Here is a 21,158-nt window from a genome sequence, read left to right on the forward strand (position 1 = left end):
TTTGAATAGATTTCGTTGATGCTTTGAGTTTTTGTGCAAACGCTTACTCGTTAGAATTAGGGTAATTATCCTAATATGAGGAGTACGCGTATGAGAAGAAACGTGAGTTTATTGCTCTTATTCATGATGTTGGCGAGCGTAATACAGCCTTCTGTTGCCTTTGGCGAGAACAAGGAGCCGGAGACGAAAATCGGGACGGGCCATTGGGCAGAGGAAGCCCTCGGTAAATGGAAGGACTTAGGCTTGATTCAAGGTGATCCGTCGGGAAATCTTCAGCCTGACAGATCGATTACGCGTGCCGAATTCGCGGCTCTCGTTAATCGGCTCTTTAACCTAACGGATACAAGCGGCGGCAATTTCGCCGACGTTCGGCAGGGGCAGTGGTACGCGGACGATATGGCAAAGGCGAGAACGTCAGGTTACTTAACCGGCTATGCCGACAGAACCGTCAAACCGCTGAGTCCCATCACGCGGGAAGAAGCGGTGGTCGTGCTTCAGCGGGTATTTAAGCTGGACGATTCTGAGGTTGCTGCGACTCCGTTGGCATTCAAGGATTCGGACCAAATCAGTCACTATGCGAAGAAGGCTATAGCGCAGTTGGCTACGCTCGGCTATGTTTCGGGTTATCAGGACGGGACGTTCAAAGGCAAGCAATCGATCACGCGGGCTGAAGCAGTATCCATCATGAACCGGATCGCTCCCCTAATCATCAACAAAGCCGGCAATGTGGATGTTAAGAACGTAGAAGGAAACGTGCTCGTAAACGCAGCGGGCGTCACCCTAAGCAACATGAAGATCGCTGGAGATCTCATCTTAACGGAAGGGATCGGGGAAGGCGACGTTATCCTCGATAACGTAACCGTTACCGGGAACACATTCGTTCAGGGCGGCGGAGAGAATAGCATTAAGGCGATAGACTCCAAATTGAATACCGTGAGAATAAGCAAGAGGAATCATAAAATTCATTTTATACTTCTAGGGAGCTCGTCAGCAGACAGGGTCTATGCGAATAGCGGTACGATTCTGGACAATGCCACGGAGAGCGGAGAAGGCTTCGGACGAATCATGATTGCCAAATCTTTGCCCTCACAGGCGAAGGTGAGGTTCATCGGCCGGTTTACGAAGGTCGATACGGAAGCGGGAGATGGCTCGAACGCGGAGCCGATCGACATTCTCATTGACGGACCGGTAGGCGAGTTGATTTTGAATTTCAAAGCTAATATTATCGTTTCCCCAACAGGCTCGATAGGAAATCTGAAGATCGGTACGATGGCTTCCGGTTCAACCTTGGAAGGGAAAATAGAGAAGATCGACAATGCGGCGGACAATGTCCGATATCAGGGAAAAATATTGCCCAAAACGGAGGATGCGACGGCGGTTCCGTCCTCAGCTGGGGGCAACTCCTCAGGCACTGGGCCTAACGTAGCCGCGTTCACCGCAAAAGCAAGCAAAGGGACGGCCGCGGGAACGACCAAGGTTCAAGCCACTGCTTCTTCAGGCCTTCATCTAGCGGTTAAAGTCTCTCATGAGACAATCGCGGAGCCCGTCCCGGGAACGAAAGCGCCGGCAGGAGGAACGGTGATCAACCCGTATGTCGCGGGGAGCGATATCGGCGGCGTCGATGGAGTCATCAATAAATACGCGGGCGTCTATTTGCTTGATGCAAGTCATAAAGTCGTGAAATTCCAGCAGGTCGTACTGACTGAGGCTGAGATTGCACCGAAGCAATGGAATCTCGTGTGGGATGATGAGTTCGATGGCGTCGGCATCGATCAAAGCAAATGGAACTATGTGGAGAAGGGCGACGGATTCGGGAATAGCGAGCTGCAGTACTACACGGCCCGTACAGAGAATGCTCGGGTAGAGGACGGTTCGTTGATTATTGAAGCCCGCAAAGAAAATTACCAGGGGCAGCAATATACGTCGGCCAAGCTGACGACGGAGGATAAAGGCCATTGGACATACGGGAAGTATGAGGTGCGCGCTAAGCTTCCTAAAGGTCAAGGGATTTGGCCGGCGATCTGGATGATGCCTCAGGATATGGATATGTACGGTACATGGCCGGCTTCGGGCGAGATCGATATCATGGAGCTGGTTGGCAATGAGCCGGGAACCGTACATGGTACGCTGCATTACGGCACGCCTCACACAAGCAGCGGTTATTCCTATAGCCTTCCGGGCGGAGGCGCGTTCGCCGACGATTATCATATATTCACGACGGAGTGGGAGCCGGGAGAATTGCGGTGGTATATGGACGGAGTTCTGTATGCCGTGCAGAACGATTGGTTTTCCTTGGATGGGACTCAGCCTGCGGATTATACCTATCCAGCGCCGTTTGACCGCGACTTCTACATGCAATTGAACGTAGCGGTAGGCGGTATATGGCCGGGAAGCCCGGATGCTACGACCGCGTTTCCCCAGAAGATGCTAGTCGATTACGTTCGCGTTTACGAGATGGACCCGACATACGGCTATCGCCAGCCCGCCGAGGAACGTCCGGGGCAACGCGACCAAGGGAGCATAACGCCGGGTAAAACGCCGCTTGCCGATGGGAACTATATTTATAACGGTACCTTCGACGAGGATAAGCCCGATGTTGCAGGTATTCCCGAAGCGGCGAATTCCGATTACTGGACGTTCAGGGTCGGCAATAACGGCGCTGCGACCGTTGGGAATGACAATGGAGCGATGAAGATCAACGTCTCCGATACCGGCGATGCCAATTATTCCACGCAGCTGATCCAGCAGCCCGTGCCTTTGCGGATCGGCAAGTTTTACAAAGTGTCTTTCGACGCGAAGGCATCCTCCGAACGATCGATCGAAGTCAAGCTTGGCAGCGGCGGCGAAGGCGGCTGGAAAGATTATGCGGCTCAATCCTTTAATCTGGGCACATCGATGTCGCGTTATGAGTTTGTGTTCAAAATGCAAGCCTTCACGCACATGAACGCTCGTCTTGAGATGAACCTTGGAGGCAGCACCGGCTCGGTGTGGCTGGATAATATCAAGCTCGTGGAGACGGCAGGGCAGTCGGAGCAGAATCGGATTCCGTTAGCCGACGGGAATTATATATACAATGGATCGTTCGCGCTGGGCAAAGGCGGGATGAGTTATTGGACTTGGCTGAAGAATAGCTCCGCGAGCGCAACCGCATCCGTAGGCATCACGGCAGAGTCGAAGCCCTTCAAGGCTGCGATAATGAACGGGGGAAGCACGCCGGAAGCCGTCCAACTCGTTCAGGACAATATCTTCCTGAAAGGAAATGCTTATTACGTTGTATCGTTCGACGGGGCAGCAGAGCAAGCTACGGCCGTTCAAATCGACGTCGTCGATGCCGTCGACGGTACGAACTACTCCGGTGTCCGGACGATTCCGCTCGGGGTCGATCGGGAGAAGAAGCAATTTTATTTCCGCTTCGATTCCGCTCAAGATCGCAATGTGAAACTGCGAGTCCTTCTTGGCGGTGGCCTGTCGAGGTGGGTCACGCTGGACGACTTCAGAATCGACGAGCGAAACGTTAATCGAATATCGACCGATCCGGTATTCATACAAGCCGAGCATTATTTCTATCAAAGCGGGATTACGGTTTTGTCCGAAACGAACGGAAGCACTTCCGTCGAATCGTTCGGAACCGGAGACTCTTTAGAATATTTGGTCGATATCGCGGTATCGGGGAATTACCAGTTCGCTTATCGGGCGAAGTCGGCAGGGGTAGGCGGCGCTATTCAGGCGACCACGGATGAGGCAGCGGGTGGCCAAACGGTGATTCCCGATACAAGCGGCAACTGGCAGACCGTCGTTAGCGCGCCGCTCGCTTTGCAAGCGGGCGTGCAGATGATCAAGCTCAAAGCGATTGCCGGCGAAATGAGCCTCAATTGGTTCGCGATCGCTCAAGATGGCAGCAACTTCTCCATCGATGACTCGGGCAATCTGATCAAGAACGGCAAGTTCAACGACGATCTCGCGCAGTGGGGGTTCTGGACGGAGGCGTCGGCTAACGTAGCTAACGACAACGGGAAGTTAAGGGTAACCGCCAATTCCGTAGGCGGACAATCCTGGAGCATTCAGTCGACGCAATCCGATATTTCCTTGGCGGTGAATACGTTCTATACGCTTTCTTTTGACGCTAGCGCATCGGTTAATCGAAGAATCGGCGTAGCGATAGAGAATGCAGTGCAGAATCGTCTCATGCCGGACAAGACGATCGACTTGCAGTCCTCGATGACGCGCTATTCCTTCGACTTCGAGATGGGAGCAGCAGATCCGACTGGGAAGTTGGTGTTTTCCTTGGGTAACGTGGGTAATGCCGGAAGTTTGGGAAGTCACAAAATATGGATCGATAACGTCAAGCTGCAAGTGACGAACAAGGTTGCGCCGCTTGACGCCGCGATCGAGCCGGGTACCGTTCCCGGTACGACGAGGGTTAACGCGGTGCCAGGCAGCGCTAATCATCTAGCGGCGTCTATCGGAAACGTCTCCGTGCCGGTACCGAATTACGGCGACAAGCTTCCCGATTCGGCAAATCTGGTTAATCCCTATCTCGGCGGGGATAACTTGTTCGGCGCAAATGCGACAACGAATAAGTACTTGGCCATCTATGAGGCGGACGCGAACAACCGGATCGTGAAGTATAAGCAGTTCGTACTTACGGAGCAGGATATCCTCCCGACTGAAGCTACGGATCCTGCAGAGCTATTGGCTATTGCAAGTATTCAACCGGGTACGTCGCATGCGACGACCCGAATCAACGCGAGCGCGGGAGGGGGCAATCATCTCGTCGCTAAAGTGTCCCATCAAGCGATAGCGACGCCGAATAAAGGGGATCGCGTTCCGTCGGGCGGGACAGTAGTCAATCCTTATCTTTCGGGTTCGGATCTGTCCGGCGTAGATGGGACTACGAACAAATACGTCGCATTGTACGAAGCGGATGCAGCCCAGCGCGTCGTGAAATTCAAGCTGCTGGAACTAACGGCGGCGAACATCAAATCGGAAAATTGGCAGATGGTGTGGAATGACGAATTCGATGACTCGGGGATCGATCCGGCGAAATGGAATTACGTTCAAGGCGGCGGTGGATACGGAAACCAGGAGCTGCAGAATTACACGAACCGAGCGGACAACGTAAGGATCGAGAACGGGGCGCTCGTGATCGAAGCGCGTAAAGAAAACTATCAGGGCTCAAGTTATACATCCGCTAAGCTCGATACGAGCGGTAAAGCGAAATGGACTTACGGCCGCTACGAGATTAAAGCGCAGTTGCCGGAAGGGCAAGGCCTATGGCCGGCAATCTGGATGATGCCGGAGGATATGGGGATGTACGGGACATGGCCGGCATCCGGAGAGATCGATATCATGGAAGCGCTGGGGCATGAACCGAGTACGATCCACGGTACGTTGCATTACGGAGTCGAGCATGCCAGCAGCGGGCAAAGCTACACGCTTCCCGGCGGCCAAACGTTCACAAGCGGTTTTCACACGTATGCCGTAGAGTGGGAGCCGGGCGAGCTGAGGTTCTACGTAGACGACATTCTCTTTGCGGTACAGAACGACTGGTTTGCATACAACTATGAGAATCCCGACGTCTATACTTACCCTGCTCCTTTCGACCGCGATTTCTATATGCAGTTGAACGTTGCGGTCGGTGGCGTATGGCCGGGAAATCCCGATGCCTCAACCGTATTTCCGCAGAAAATGCTGGTCGATTACGTAAGGGTATACCAGCTTGACGAAGAGAAGTACCGCAAGGCTCCGGGTCAACGGCCGGGACCGAGAGACTTAAGCGGCATTACGGGCACGGGCAAGACTCCTACGGCGGACGGTAACTACGTGTACAACGGAGCTTTCGATCAGAACGCACCGGACGTCGAGGGTATACCCGGAACCTCTAACTCCGATTATTGGACGTTTAATAACGGTACCGGATTCGGAGCGCAAGCAACGGCGGCTTACGATAACGGGGCGATGCGAGTCGATATCTCGAACGGCGGCGGAGCTACGTATGCCGTTCAGTTAATCCAGAAGCCGATCCCTATCGAGATGGGCAAATCCTATAAAATATCCGTGGACGCGCGAGCTTCGGCCAACCGGAATATCGAAGTGAAGACGAGTCAAGGCGGAGAAGGCGGATGGACCGATTACGGCAAAGGAAACATGGCGGTAACGACGGAAACGAAAACTTATTCGTACACTTTCCGAATGCTCTCCAATACGCATCATACGGCGCGTTTGGAGATCAACCTTGGCGGCTCGACCGGTTCGGTATGGATAGATAATGTACGCTTCGAGGAAGTGACGGACAATACGGTCGTCGAGAGACCGCCGCTTGCGAACGGGAACTACATTTATAACGGCACTTTCGAGCTGGGAGCGAGTTATATGGGCTTCTGGACCTTCGAGAAAAATGCGGACGCAGCAGCAACAAGCAAGGTGGATCCCCATGCGGGGCTTCGCGAGTTCCATGCCGCAATCGATAATGGCGGAAATTCCGAGTCGTCGGTTCGGTTAAAGCAGCGAGGCTTGCATCTGGTAAAGGACAACTGGTATAAGATCCAGTTCAAGGCTCGTTCCGAATCGGCTCGTAGTATCGACGTCCGAATCGCGGGCGAAAGCGCTCGGTTTGCGCTTACATCGAATGACGGGGTATATAGTTATATTTTCAAAATGAACGGAAATTCCGACTTGAATGGAGAACTGCAATTCTTGCTCGGCGGTGATGGCGCGGATGTTTACATCGACGATGTCGAGATGAAGCAGTACTTCCCTCCGTTAAGCAAGATGCTGCGGGGAGAAGACTTCGAGACTACGGAAGGCGTAACGATGAAGCCGAAGACGGCAGGGGGCCATTACGTAGCCTTCGACGATGATAGCGACTTTATCGAGAGCGGCATAGAGATTGCGGAGACGGGCGAATACGTCGTTTCTTATAAAGTTTCCGCCGTTGCCGGAGGCAAGTCGATTGGGGTTGAGCTTGACGGAGGCGCCAAGCGACTGCTCGCTGTACCTAACACGCATGGTTACGAGAGATGGAGCGTGGTGACGGAGCGGGTGCAGCTGACGGCCGGACTGCATACGTGGAAGTTATCCGGAAAAGGCGTAAATCTAGATTGGATAGAGTTCGCGCCGGATTTGATCAGTAACAATGCGATGGATACCGTAACCGATCCGTGGGTATTATGGGTTGGAACCGAAGATTGGGCTGGTTTCGCAGCCGGTTCCATGGCGATCGATAGTGGCGAGATGAAGATCGATATCCAGAACCAAGGGAATCAATTCTGGAGCATACAGTTCAACCAGATGGGGATTTCTTTGAAGCAAGGCAAGAACTATAGGCTTTCCTTCGATGCCCGGTCTACGGTAAACCGTCAGGTTCGCGTATCCCTGGAGCAGGATGGAGGCTCTCCGCAATATTTACTGAAGACGCTAGACCTTGGCAACGGTATGACGCGATACAGTTACGACTTCGCCATGAACCAGATCAGCCAAGAGAACGCTAAGCTGAATTTCGTCTTGGGCAACGTGTCCGGTATCGTCGGGGCGCATCAAGTATATCTGGACAACGTCATTCTGTCGGAGACCGGAGAAGTCGTTCCCGAACTTGGCGGAGGAACGATGGCGAACTTGGCGCTCAACCAAACGGCGTCGGCTTCAAGCGGTAATGCCGCGCTTGCTTTCGACGGCAATCTCGCGACGCGCTGGGAATCCGCGCAAAGCGATCCGCAATCGATTCAGGTTGATCTAGGAAGCTCTCAAGAAATCGATTACGTGAAGCTCGACTGGGAGGGGGCGTACGGGAAAGCCTATTCCATCGACGTCTCGACCAATGGTTCGGATTGGACGACCGTATTCTTAACGAGCGGCGGCAACGGGGGGCTCGACGAAATTCGATTCCACCCCGTGCAAGCGCGTTACGTAAAGGTTAACGGAACGGCACGCGGAACGAATTACGGATATTCGTTGTTCGAATTCGCCGTTTATGCGCACGATGCCGGCTATATCGTCGAACCATCCGCTCCGCCTGCGCTCGTGGCGGATTCTACCGATGCGATTATCAAGCACGATACCGAAATCGCATTCGCGGATAACGAGCAGTGGCGTAATAGCATTACTTCCCTTAGCCTGAATGGAACGCCGCTCGTGAACGGAATGGATTACTGGATCGTGCCGGGGAAAATACAGTTGAAGGGAACGGCGACTCCGACAGCCGGAGATTACGAGATCCGTATTCAAGCTATCCGTTATGATGACGCGACCGTCACGCAAAGCATTTCGCCGATTCCTCCGACGGTAGATTTGGCGGTCGGCAAGTCGGCAACGGCCTCCAGCGGCGATGCCGCGTCCGCGTTCGACGGGAACGACGGAACGAGATGGATATCGGACGTTTCCGATCCGCAATGGATTCGCGTCGATCTTGGAGATGTCTACGATATCGGCAGAGTATTGCTGAAATGGGAAGGAGCCTACGGTAAAACGTATAGCGTAGAAACTTCCGTTAACGGAACCGACTGGACGGAGGTTTACGCTACGAATATCGGCGACGGTGGAGTGGATACGTTTAATTTCGCATCCGCTCAAGCCCGTTATGTTCGCTTAATGGGCACGGAGAGGGGAACGATCTACTCTTACTCCCTGTGGAGCTTCGAGGTGTATCCTTACGATCCGAGCGGCTTGATGACACCGCCCGCGCTCATCGCGGACACAACGAATAACATTGTCGGGGAAGACGTACAGATCGGTTTCTCCGACGATCCGGCTTGGAGGACGGCGATCTCGGATATTCTCATCGATAACGTCAGCGTGATTGGTTCAGTTTACGCGAATGTCGGAAGCATCGAGATTCCGGCCTTGCTAATTCCGGAGGCGAAGGATTACGACATCCAAGTCGTTGCTACCGGTTATAGTCAAGCATCGGTCGTACAGACGGTGTCGGCAATTAATCTGGCTCTTAGCCCGGGCGTTACGGCATCGGCTTCCTCGGGAGATGCGAGCATGGCCATCGATGGCAATTCCGTTAGCAGATGGGAAAGCGAGCATAAAGTAGATCCGCAGTGGATTATGGTCGACCTGAAGAGCAGCAAGACGATCCAGCGGGTTATCATCGATTGGGAAGGCGCCAGAGCTTCGTCGTATAAGGTTGAAGTTTCCGTTGACGGAGCAGGGTGGACGGAAGTTTACTCGACGACGACCGGCTCCGGCGCGAAGGATATTCTCACGTTCGGCCCGGTCTCGGGACAATACGTGAGAATGACCGGAACCGTCCGGGCGCTGCCTTACGGCTATTCCATATATGAGATTGCAATCTATTAAATGTTTGTGCCTCCTAACCATGATGCGAGTTATGGTTAGGGGGCATTTTTAGATGATGTTCGGGTTATCATATCTCCACCATCCGATGCCCGCCCGCCGTCTGTAGCCAAAATGTGCCTTTTTGGTCCGAAAGTAGGCCAAAAATGTGATTTGTAGAACGGAAGTATGGTGCGCTCACCAAAAGGAGGCCATACTTAAAATCGAGATGTAAAATGTACAACTAGTTTGGCCCAAACCTCTCGTTTCCTCATTCTAATTGCAATTCTTACACTTAAATGGATTGAATTTGTGTCCAATCGAGATATTCTACTGAACTAGTTGCAGGATTTACACTTAGTCGTTAGAGAGAGCAAACCTTCGTAAACTAGTTGCAGGATTTACACTTAGGAGTACAAGGTTACCTGGGGTGCTGGAGTTATTATTATAAGTTCTATCAGCGAAAAGAACTGTGCGACGCAACAGCAGAGACGATGTCCAGCTACAATTCATATTTCATACATGATATGATATTGCAAATATCATTGGAATAGGTGAGCCGCGTGTCCAAAAAACAATTAAGCCGTTACGTACTGACGGATCAACTGTATCTACTAATCAAAAATCAAATTCTTTCCCATGTGATGCAGGCGGGAGATAAGATCAACATCGACAAGCTGGCCAGGGATCTCGGTGTCAGCAACATTCCGATCCGGGAATCCCTGTTCCGCCTTGCTTCGGAAGGGCTGGTAACCATCGTCCCGTTCAAGGGTATGTTCGTCGCCGAAATGAGCTTGAAGGATATCGACGAAATCTTCGAGATTCGGCAGTCCTTAGAGGAGCTATCCGTCCGCAAAGCGGTAAGCCGGGTACCGAAGGAGCTTCTGCGGCAGCTGTTGCGGGAAATCCAATCCGAAGACGGCGAGGCTCAGACGGATGGTTCTGAAGAGGTCGAACAAGGACAAGAAGACGCTATCTCGCGAATGAACGAGGGATTACACGGGACGATACTTCAATACGCCAAGAACGAGAACCTCAAGCAAACGGTGACCTTCCTCATTGAGCGAATTCACCGGTATTTGAAGTTGCACCATTACCGGATCGAGTTTCGCGCGGAGAAGCTGGAACACGAGGCGATTATTCAAGCTCTGCTAGACGAGGATGCGGAGAAAGCCGTGCAAGCGATGCGTCTTCACCTGCAACATTCGCATCGGCGGTTGCGAGATAATTTTGAATAAACGGCGGCGTTAAATCTGATTTACACTATAAATCGTGTATGATATTATCAAAATCATACACGATTTATTATTTTCAAGGCGAGAGGAGCGAGAGAAAATGCTGCTGAACGGCAAAGTCTGCATCGTAACCGGAGGCGGCTCGGGGATCGGAGAAGTCACGGCGAAGCGGTTCGCGGAAGCGGGAGCGATCGCGATCGTCGTCGATATCGACGAGCGGGAAGCTAGGCGAGTGGTCGACGAAATAAGAGAGAAGCATGGCGTGAATTCCGCGCACGCCCTGATCGCGGACGTTTCTTCCGAGGCTCGAGTACGGGAGATGGTTGCCGAGCTGATCGAACGCGAAGGAAAGATCGATGTCGTGTTCAATAACGCGGCGGCGATATTGCCGAAGGCGTTGGAGGAAGTCGAGGAGGGCGAATGGACGAGGCTGATCGACGTGAATTTGAAGAGCGTCTATCTCATGACCAAGCATACGATCGCCTGGCTGCGGAAGACAAAAGGCAATATCGTCAATATGTCTTCCTTGAACGGGTTGGTCGGCCAGAAGCAGAATGCGGTATACGCGGCCACGAAAGGCGCCATCGTCGCGATGACGAAATCGCTGGCGCTCGATTACGCGGAGGACGGCGTAAGGGTCAACTGCATTTGTCCGGCAGGGGTGATGACCCCATTGTTGGAGAAATGGATTCTGGAGCAAGACAGTCCCGAGGCGACGCGAACGAAGCTAAACGATATGCATCCGTTAGGCAGGCCCGCGCAAGCGGATGAAATCGCGGATGCGGCGCTGTTCTTGGCGAGCGGGAATGCTCGCTTCATGACGGGAGTGGCTTTGCCGGTAGACGGCGGAGCGTCCTTGGGTTATTAACGCGACACACAATGAAAACGGGAGGCATTATTCATGAAAATCACGAGCGCCGAGAGTTTTATTTTACACGTCCCGATCACCCCGCCGATCACGGACGCTATTAACGTAGCGACCCATTGGGGAGTAACGGGAATTCGCATCCATACGGACGAAGGCATTACAGGGTACGGATATACGGGAACTTGCGCGAACGGCGACGAAATGATCGCGCAGACGATCGACCGTTATTACGCGCCCGCGCTCATCGGGAAAGATCCGTTTATGGTCAAAATGATTTGGGATGAGCTGCGCTTCGGTCAGATGCATTGGATCGGGAGGGCAGGCGTTACCCATATGGCGCTTGCGGCCGTAGATATCGCGTTGTGGGACATTATGTCGAAGGCGGCGAACAAGCCCCTCTGGCAATACCTCGGGGGGCATAAGCCGGATAAGATCAAAGCGTATAATACGAACGGCGGCTGGTTGAACTGGAGTAAAGACAGGCTTATCGCCGATATGGGAGCCATCCTAGAGCAGGGCTTCTCCGCGGTAAAAATGAAAGTAGGCAAACCGGATCCGCGAGAGGATTTCGATCGGGTGCAAGCGGTACGACGGGCGATCGGCGATGACATCGGCCTGATGATCGACGTGAATCAGCAGTGGAATATTACGACGGCGATGACCTGGGGGAAGAAGCTGGAGCAATTCGACTTGATCTGGCTGGAGGAGCCGCTTAATCCGGACGATATCGGCAATCATCGTAAGCTGGCGGACGAATTGAACGTTCCGATCGCGCTCGGAGAGCATGTCTACAATAAATATGCTTTCCGGGATTATATCGAGAGAGGCGCCGTCGAATACGTTCAGGTGGACGTGACCCGAGTCGCGGGCGTAACCGAATGGCTGCAGGTTGCCGGTCTGGCGGCTGCGTACGATCTTCCCGTCTGTCCGCATGTCGGCGATATGGGCCAGATTCATCAGCATCTCGTAGCCGCGACTTCTAACGCGATCATGCTGGAATACATTCCGTGGATTCGCCACATCTTCGAAGAGCCGGCCACCGTCAAGGACGGGTATTACGTTCTTCCGCAAGAGCCGGGGGCTTCAACGACGATCATCCCCCGTTATTTTGACGAGTATCGGGTGAAATAGCAGGAAAATCGTACGCTTAAAACCGTAACTGTACCTTACGGTAAACCCGTAGATCCGGTAACATTTCTTATAGAGGTAGCTCAATTGAATTGAGTTATTTTCCTTATGAGAAAGCGCTAACAAGAAATCAGACTACGGGACGGTGCAACATCATGAACGGAATGAAGCTAAAGTATTCGCGTCCGGCGACGAATTGGTCGCAAGGGCTTCCCATAGGGAACGGAAGAATGGGTGCAGTCATTCAAGGCGGTATACAGAGCGAGAGATGGAACTTAACGGAAGTTACGTATTGGTCGGGCAGGCCGGAAGAAATCAGCGGCTCGGCTCAAAGTAAAGCCGAGCTTGATCGGATGAGGGACGCATTCTTCGCCGGGGATTATCGCCTGGGAGAGCAGTTGGCGCAGCAATCTCTTCAGCCCGCCAAATCGAATTTCGGCACGAACTTGTCGTTGTGCGATCTAACGCTCCGGTTCGACTCGCAGGGGGAACGATTCGCGCGCGAGCTCGATTTAGAGGAAGCGATCGTGCATCATTCGTATCAAGCGGACGGGCGAAGACATAAACGGGAAGTTTTCGCTTCCCACGCGGACGGCATCGTGGCTTCCCGAATATGGAGCGAGCAACCGGGAGAAGTAAGTTTCGTTCTCGGTCTTCAAGGAAGGACGACGGATTTCTCGGTAACGGCAACGGTCGAGGACGGTTGCGGGACGATCGGCTTCGCCGGTCAAGCGACGGAGAACATGCATAGCGACGGCAGCTGCGGCGTCTTCTCCCGAGGGGCGGTCAAAGTCGTCGCCCAAGGTGGAACGGTCGGCGAGGAAGCGGGAACGGTCATCGTCAACAACGCGGACGAGGCTTTCATCTATTTTGCCGTAGCAACGGATTACGGGCAAAGCGGCGAAGACTGGACAATGGAAAGCGGCAAGCGGTTGGAGCATGCGATATCCAAAGGATACGAGAAAATCAGGGAAGACCATATAGCCGATTATCGCAAGCTGTATGCGCGGGTAAGCCTCGAGCTAGGAGATTCCGGCGGCCGTTCGGAGCTTGCGATCGACGAAAGAATACGGCTGTTGATGGATAAGCCGGAACTGGAACAGGGAGGGGACCCGCAATTATTCGCCTTATTTTATCAATACGGTCGCTATCTAACGATAGCGGGGTCTCGGGAAGATTCTCCCCTGCCGATGAATCTGCAGGGAATATGGAATGACGGAGAAGCCAATCGCATGCAGTGGAGCTGCGATTACCATCTGGACGTCAATACGCAGATGAATTATTTTCCGACGGAGTCGGGTAATCTGGCGGAATGCCACGTTCCGTTAATGACGTTCGTCGCAAGACTGGCAGACGCGGGGAGAGCGGCGGCCGACGGATTCTACGGTTGCGAGGGCTGGGTGGCCCATGTGTTCACGAACGCATGGGGCTTCGCGTCGCCGGGCTGGGAAACGTCGTGGGGACTCAACGTAACGGGAGGACTGTGGATCGCCACCCACTTGCGCGAGCATTACGAATTCGGCTTGGACGAACGATTCCTAAGAGAGACGGCCTATCCCGTATTGAAGGAAGCGGCCGCGTTTTTCCTGGATTATTTGACCGTGCACCCGCAATACGGCTGGTTGGTGACCGGGCCTTCGAATTCGCCGGAAAACAGCTTCTACCTAGGGAGCGATCCTACCGTTACGCATCAGCTGTCGATGGGCGCCACGATGGACCAAATGCTCGTAAGAGATCTATTCGAATTTTGCCTGTCGTCCGCGGAAACGTTGGATGCGGATCACGCCTTTCAGGAAAAGCTGAGGCATTCGATTGCCCTGCTTCCCCCGCTGCGGATCGGCGCGAAAGGGCAGCTGCAGGAATGGCTGGAGGATTACGGCGAAGCTCAACCGGATCATCGGCATTTGTCCCATCTGTTCGGCCTGTATCCCGGCAATCAGATTACGCCTAGCGGAACGCCGGAACTATGCGAGGCGGCGAGAACGACGCTGAATAACCGCATGGGACGCGCGGATCTGGAAGACGTGGAGTTTACGCTTGCGATGATCGCTGCGAGCTTCGCAAGGTTAAGAGACGGGGCGAACGCCCACAAGCAATTGAAATATTTGATAGGACGGCTGTGCTTCGACAATCTATTTACTTATTCCAAGGCAGGAATTGCCGGAGCGGAGACGAATATTTTCGTTGCCGACGGTAATTTCGGAGGGACGGCGGCGATCGCGGAGATTCTGTTGCAGAGCCACGCGGGACAGATCGACGTGCTGCCCGCCTTGCCCGAACAATGGAGTACGGGGAAGGTCGAAGGCTTGCGAGCCAAAGGGAACGTCGAGGTAGATATCGCGTGGGAGAACGGCAGCTTAACCGAGACTTCTCTTAGAGCTTTTACCTCCGGCACATTAGAGGTAATCGTAAGATACGGTAACTTAACGGTTCATCTCGATCTTGAGCAGGGACATACCTATAAGCTTGACGGCCGATTACGGTTATTATAGAGGTCGTTCATAAAGATTGTTCCTAAAGAAGGTTTTTGAAAAATTCCGAGCATGCAATGACAAGCAACTACGGTGAATGATATCGGTAGTTGCTTTTGATTTATACAAAATAAGCTATTGCGGATTAACCTTCGATCGGTTATGATAGCGCTCTCAATCGAGAAAGGGGAGATCGTGCGTGCCTAAGTATTCAAGAGTATTTAGAAAATTCCTGATCTCCTACATCGTTATTCTGATGATTCCCAGCATCGCCGGTTACATGTCGTATCGAACTTCTATTTCGGTTACGCAATCCGTCTCGATCGAGAACAGCGTAACGCAGCTGCAGAAGAGCAAAGAAATTCTTGAACGGCGAATGGCCGAAGTAGAAGGCTTTACGAGACAGCTCGCGATTAATCAAGATTTGAGTATTTTGATGAACGAGAAGGGCTCTAACGAACAATCCAACGTCTACGGGATATGGAAAATGATGAGAGACGTTCTGACATTCGGCCAGACGAACGATTTCCTTCAGCATTTTTTCGTCTATCTGAACAATTACAACGTCGTGCTGACGCCCGGATCCGCTTATTTTCGCCCGGAGCATTACTACGAGAACTTCCATTATGCCGATATTTCCTTCTCGGAGTGGAGACGGACGATTCTTGGCAAGACGCATAGAAGCGAGATTCTGCCGTTAAGCCCGTTCCTGAACAAAGGCACGGAAACCTCGGTCGTAACCTACATGCAGTCGCTCCCGCTCGACAGCTTTAATGGCTCGTCCCCCGCTATCGTCGTCGTTATCATTGACCGGAAGACGATATCGAACCTGTTGTCCGGGATAACGGATCGATACGGCGGATGGGCTCATATTTCCGATGCTCAAGGCCAAACGATCGGATTACAGGGGATCGAGGAACAGGACGTCGAGAAATTGTCCGCGGACAAACGGTTCGATAAAGAGAAGGTAAGCCAGTTTTACGATGACGACCTCGTCATTACGATTCGTTCCAGCACGAACGATTGGGTATACCGGGCGGGGATTCCAAGACAGGTTCTATTGGAGAACGCGAATAAAACCAAATACATTACTTGGTCGGTAACGGGAATCGCGCTATTGATCGGTTTGCTGGTCGGCTTGTTGCTCTCCTATCGGAACAGCGTCCCTATCAACCGCTTGCTAGGCGTAATGAAGGATCAATTCGGTCAAGACGGACACGCGGACCGTAACGAGTACGACTTCTTGCACGGTAATATTTCCGAGATGATCACGAACAATAAGCGATTGGAGTCCGAGCTTCACCGGCAGCTTCCGCTCGTGCGCGATGCCTTCCTCAAGCGGTTGATTGCGGGGGAATTCCAGTCGAGGGAAGAGATTATCGCCGCGGCCGTGCAAGCGAACGCCGGATTAAACGGAAACGCCGGGTATGTAGGGATTTTGCAGGTCAACGGGTACTCCGGAATGGACACCGTGGAAATTCTTAACGAGTTGAACGCCGCGAGGTTAATTCTCAAGCAGGCGTTGTCGGATTCGGGAAGCTCCGTTCGGATGACGGACGTCGGCTCGGATAAGATCGTGTTCCTGTTCGCGTACGAGGATAAGCCGACGGCGATCCAGTTCGGCAAGGAAGAGATTTCGAAGACGCTGAACCGGGTATCCCAGCTCGTCTTCGACGAGTACCGGATTTCCGTTACGGCGGCATTGGGAGATCTATTCGGCTCGGTGACGGAAGTCAGCCATTCTTTCGAGCAAGCGAAGCAGGCGCTGGAATATGCCGTGCATGCGAACAAGAAGGGGACGTTCTGGTTCGAGGAAACCAGGTCGGAAAGCGCAACTTATTATTATCCGCTGGACGTCGAGTTGCGGTTGATCGGCACGATTCGCGCCGGAGAAATTGAAGAATCCAAGCGCATCGTTCAATCGATTATTACGTTAAACACCGAGCAAAGGGAGCTTTCCTTCGAGATGAGGCATCAGTTGGTCGGAGAAATGAAAGGAACCTTCCTTAAGCTGCTCGACCAGAAGACGTTCATGGAATCGGAGCTATTCGAAAGCGTCAAAAACCGGATTATCGAAATTCAGGCTACGGAATCGTTCGAATTTATCCGCGAGGAGATTCATGGTATCATGGAGGCGTTATGCGGGCTGATCATGAGCAAGAAAAATGACAGCCATACGAGAACCGTCGACCAGATCAAAGAATATATCAAAGCGTCGTATGCAGACCCGGATCTTACTCTCTATCGGGTAGCCGAGCAAGTGGAACGACCCGAGAAATACATTTCGCAATTGTTCAAAGAAGTGACCGGAATGAATTTGTCCGACCATCTGGAGAAAATCAGAATGGATCATGCGGCGACGTTGTTGAAGAGCAACGAGTACACGGTCGACGAGATCGCATCAAGGGTCGGCTACAATAGCTCGCATTCCTTCAGGAGAGCGTTCAAGCGGGTAACGGGTATTTCCCCTAGCGCATTCAGGCAATCCGTCGAGGATTAGAGGTTGTTTCCTTCTCGGCGCGAAAACCGGACTTTTTGAACATGCGCGTTTAGGAAGGAGCGGAGAGGGTTGAAGAGAAGAGCTTGCAAGATCATCGCATTCCTCATCGTTTCCATGCTCCTGGCGGCATGTTCGGCAGCTTCAGAGAACGGAGAGACGGGCTCGAACGCGCTCCCGATCAGCGTATTCGCCCAGCAAGAAGCGACGCAAAATCTGGAAACGAACGATTTCACGAAAGAGCTTGAGCGGCGCTTTAACGTGAAATTCGACTGGCACGTCGTTCCTTACGAGGGTGCTAAAGAGAAACGGCAAATTTCGCTTGCCGGAGGCGAATATGCGGACGCCTATATTTTGACGACGTATATCGATCAATTCTCGCAGGCCGACGTCCTCCGTTACGGGAAGCAGGGCGTATTCGTACCCTTAAACGATCTGATCGATCAATACGCTCCAAATATCAAGGCGGCCATGGCGAAAGATGCGACTCTCAAGGCATTCAACACGGCTCCGGACGGGAATATTTACGGTTTGGTCTCCTATAGCGAATGCTTTCATTGCTCCTATCCGAATAAAATGTGGCTGAACACCGAATGGTTGAAGAAATTAAATTTGGAAATGCCGACGACGACCGAGGAATTCAAGCAGGTATTGCTAGCTTTCAAGACGCGTGATCCGAACGGGAACGGCAAAGCGGACGAAATTCCGCTCAGCGGATCGACGGAGGATTTCGGCGTTCGCGTGATCCCGTATTTAATGAACGGATTTATTTACGATGACGATAAGAACTACCTTAACCTGACGAACGGCAAAGTCGATACGGTAGCGAACAAGTCGGAGTGGAAAGAAGGCTTGACTTATATCAAGGGTCTTTACGATGAAGGATTGATCGATCCCGGCGCGTTCACCCAGAACTCCGATGCCTACAAGAAGATCGGCGAGAACGCCGGGGCGCAAATTCTAGGAGCGGGAACCGCCATGCATCCCGCGATCTTCGTAGATACCGGACCGGACAACGATCGAGGGAGCGATTATAATCCGGTACCTCCGCTACTCGGACCTCATTCCTCCTACGCCGTTTACAATACGATCGGCGTGAGTCCCGGAGCCAAATTCGTCATAACGGACAAAGCGAGCAAGGAACAGCGGATCGCTTTGATCAGAATGGTCGATTATATGTATACTCCCGAAGGCCAAGCTTTCGCGGAAGTGGGGAAGGAAGGCTTGGATTGGAGAAGGCCGATCGCTGGGGAACGGGCGTTGGGTCCTAACGTTAGTCCGGCCTTCACGCGAATTCCCGTCAAGGTAGGGGACAAACCCAACAACGCCGGCTGGAGCGGGATGGGACACTTCTATATGCCTAAGGAGTACAGGGATAGCTGGGTTCAGGGATCGGATATTTACGCTCCGGACGGCTATGAACGAAGGCTCTACGAGGCGACTCTCGTATACGAGGGCCATGAGCCCAAGGAGACGTTTCCGATTTGGTCGGCGTGGATCGATTCCAACGAAGCGGACGAAGCGAATTTTCTGCAAACCAATATTAAAAGCTACGTCGAAGAGAACGCGCTGCGGTTCATAACGGGCAACAAAAATTTGAACGAGGATTGGGACGGGTACGTACGAGGATTGGCCGACTTGAAGATTGCCCGGTATGTGGAAATTATGCAGAAGGCTTACGATAGATCGTTAAAATCGGATAACGAATGAACGGCTAGATGCGGATTAACGGAAGACCGGTTAAACCCTGGGCGCGACTGCGCTCGGGGTTTTGCCCGTACAGGGGAACTTATCGCGGCGTGAAGGAGATCTGGACGCGAGTAAGTAAATTGCCCCCTTGAAGGATGGAGTTATGTACGCAAAACAACCTAAATGTACCTATGCCGGACCCGGTGAATTCTACTATGATCGATCGTGTGGTAAGCGCTACCATAAACACAAGCCAACGAAAGGGAGAGAGACGATGAAAAGGAAAGCATCGGGTTTGCTGGTATGGGCAATGATTATGGGTATGGTACTGTCCGCCTGCTCCAATAACGAAAAGGGCTCGAATTCCGCAACGGGTGCCTCGGCCTCGCAGCCGGAGGCAGGGGCGACGGATTCCGGAAAGCCCGTCGAGATCGACGTTTTCGCGGTGCAGGAGAACGGCATCGACTTGAACACGAACGGATTCACTAAGCTGCTCCAAGACAAGTTTAACGCGAAATTCAACTTCCAAACGGTTCCTTCGGACGGAGCGAAGGAGAAACGTCAAATCTCCTTGGCTAGCGGCGATTATCCCGACGCGTACATCTTAACGGCGTACGTCGATCAATTCTCGCAGGCGGACGTCTTGAAGTACGGCCAGCAAGGCGTGTTCGTCCCCTTAAACGATCTGATCGATAAGCATGCGCCTAATATTAAAGCCGTCATCGAGAAGGATCCTACTTTCAAGGCGTTCAATACCGCGCCGGACGGCAGTATCTATGGGTTGGCGGCTTATGCCGAGTGTTACCACTGTTCTTATCCGAACAAAATGTGGGTGAACACCAAGTGGCTGAAGAAGCTGAATATCGATATGCCGACCACGACCGAGGATTTCAAAAAGATGCTTCTGGCGTTCAAGAACGACGATCCGAACGGCAACGGCCGGAAAGACGAGGTTCCGCTCAGCGGGTCGACGGAGGATTACGGGGTTCGCCTTATTCCTTACTTGATGAACGGTTTTATTTACAACGACGATCGCAATTACTTGAATTTATCTGGCGGCAAAGTCGACACGGCGGCCAATAAGCCGGAATGGAAGGAAGGGCTGGCGTATATCAAGTCGTTGTTCGACGAGGGCTTGATCGACCCGGGAGCTTTCACCCAGAACGCCGAGGCCTATAAGAAAATCGGAGAAAACGCGGACGCGCAAATTCTCGGCGCAGCCGCGGCGATGCATCCCGCTATCTTCGTCAACATCGACGCCGGCAACAAAAACTCGAGCGATTACGACGCGGTTCCGCCGCTTGTCGGACCGCACGGCTCCTTCGCGACCCACGATGCGGGAGGAATAACGGCCGGAGCCAAGTTCGTCATTACGAACAAAGCCAGCGAAGAGGCTCGAATCGCGCTGATCAAGATGGTGGATTACATGTATACGCCGGAAGGGCAAACCAACAGCGCCAGCGGACTGGAAGGGATAGCGTGGAGAAAACCCGAGCCGGGCGAAGTAGCGCTCGGCAAGGGCGTCGAAGCGAAATTCGCCCCGATCCCGGCGAAGGAGGGAGACGCGCCTACGAATTCCGGCTGGAGCGGCATGGGACATTTCTACATGCCGAAGGAATATTACGACAGCTTCGTCTCCGCCGAGGATATCTATGCGCCGGAAGGTTACGTGCGGAGGATCAACGAAGCGACGGACATGTACGTCGGTCACGAACCGAAAGAGCTGTTCCCGATCTGGGCGGTTTGGATCGATCCGTCCGAAGCGGACGAAGCCGGCATTCTTCAAACGAATATCAGAAATTACGTGCAGCAGTACGCTCTTCAATTCGTAACGGGGAGCAAAGATTTGAACAAGGATTGGGATTCGTACGTGAAGGGGCTCGATGATCTGAACGTTAAGCGGTATCTCGAAATCCTGCAAAAAGCTTACGACAAAACTTCGAAATAAGATTACGTCATCCCGATCGTGCTTACGGTCGGGATTTTCTATGCGC

The 21,158-nt window shown here is 52.8% G+C and carries 8 protein-coding genes; all 8 read left to right on the forward strand.

What is annotated here, in order from left to right:
* The first annotated feature begins 90 nt into the window (after positions 1 to 90).
* The gene (locus HH215_RS27730) at positions 91 to 9,300 is read left to right on the forward strand and encodes a carbohydrate binding domain-containing protein (protein WP_169282840.1); all 9,210 of its coding nucleotides are present in this window, start codon (positions 91 to 93) and stop codon (positions 9,298 to 9,300) included.
* 539 nt (positions 9,301 to 9,839) lie between these two features.
* On the forward strand, positions 9,840 to 10,514 hold the full coding sequence (locus tag HH215_RS27735) for a GntR family transcriptional regulator (protein WP_254450247.1): 675 nt from the start codon (positions 9,840 to 9,842) through the stop codon (positions 10,512 to 10,514).
* A gap of 97 nt (positions 10,515 to 10,611) precedes the next feature.
* Positions 10,612 to 11,379 (forward strand): SDR family NAD(P)-dependent oxidoreductase, encoded by a 768-nt coding sequence (locus HH215_RS27740; RefSeq protein WP_169282841.1) that lies wholly within the window; start codon positions 10,612 to 10,614, stop codon positions 11,377 to 11,379.
* Positions 11,380 to 11,412: 33 nt separating this feature from the next.
* On the forward strand, positions 11,413 to 12,510 hold the full coding sequence (locus HH215_RS27745) for a mandelate racemase/muconate lactonizing enzyme family protein (RefSeq protein ID WP_169282842.1): 1,098 nt from the start codon (positions 11,413 to 11,415) through the stop codon (positions 12,508 to 12,510).
* A gap of 152 nt (positions 12,511 to 12,662) precedes the next feature.
* The gene (locus HH215_RS27750) at positions 12,663 to 14,999 is read left to right on the forward strand and encodes a glycoside hydrolase family 95 protein (RefSeq protein WP_169282843.1); all 2,337 of its coding nucleotides are present in this window, start codon (positions 12,663 to 12,665) and stop codon (positions 14,997 to 14,999) included.
* A 178-nt stretch (positions 15,000 to 15,177) separates the two neighbouring features.
* Positions 15,178 to 17,478: a helix-turn-helix domain-containing protein gene (locus HH215_RS27755; RefSeq protein ID WP_169282844.1), complete on the forward strand. Its 2,301-nt coding sequence runs from the start codon at positions 15,178 to 15,180 to the stop codon at positions 17,476 to 17,478.
* A 69-nt stretch (positions 17,479 to 17,547) separates the two neighbouring features.
* Positions 17,548 to 19,185, forward strand: coding sequence for a type 2 periplasmic-binding domain-containing protein (locus tag HH215_RS27760; protein ID WP_169282845.1), 1,638 nt, complete (start codon positions 17,548 to 17,550; stop codon positions 19,183 to 19,185).
* Positions 19,186 to 19,438: 253 nt separating this feature from the next.
* On the forward strand, positions 19,439 to 21,112 hold the full coding sequence (locus HH215_RS27765) for an extracellular solute-binding protein (RefSeq protein ID WP_169282846.1): 1,674 nt from the start codon (positions 19,439 to 19,441) through the stop codon (positions 21,110 to 21,112).
* The last annotated feature ends 46 nt before the right edge of the window (positions 21,113 to 21,158 follow it).

Source organism: Cohnella herbarum (assembly GCF_012849095.1).
Classification (GTDB): Bacteria; Bacillota; Bacilli; order Paenibacillales; family Paenibacillaceae; genus Cohnella; species Cohnella herbarum.

What these genes read in the sequence shown, in the direction of transcription:
- HH215_RS27765 (WP_169282846.1), top strand. Translation starts at nt 19,439, where the DNA reads ATGAAAAGGAAAGCATCGGGTTTGCTGGTATGGGCAATGATTATGGGT.
- HH215_RS27740 (WP_169282841.1), top strand. Translation starts at nt 10,612, where the DNA reads ATGCTGCTGAACGGCAAAGTCTGCATCGTAACCGGAGGCGGCTCGGGG.
- HH215_RS27745 (WP_169282842.1), top strand. Translation starts at nt 11,413, where the DNA reads ATGAAAATCACGAGCGCCGAGAGTTTTATTTTACACGTCCCGATCACC.
- HH215_RS27750 (WP_169282843.1), top strand. Translation starts at nt 12,663, where the DNA reads ATGAACGGAATGAAGCTAAAGTATTCGCGTCCGGCGACGAATTGGTCG.
- HH215_RS27730 (WP_169282840.1), top strand. Translation starts at nt 91, where the DNA reads ATGAGAAGAAACGTGAGTTTATTGCTCTTATTCATGATGTTGGCGAGC.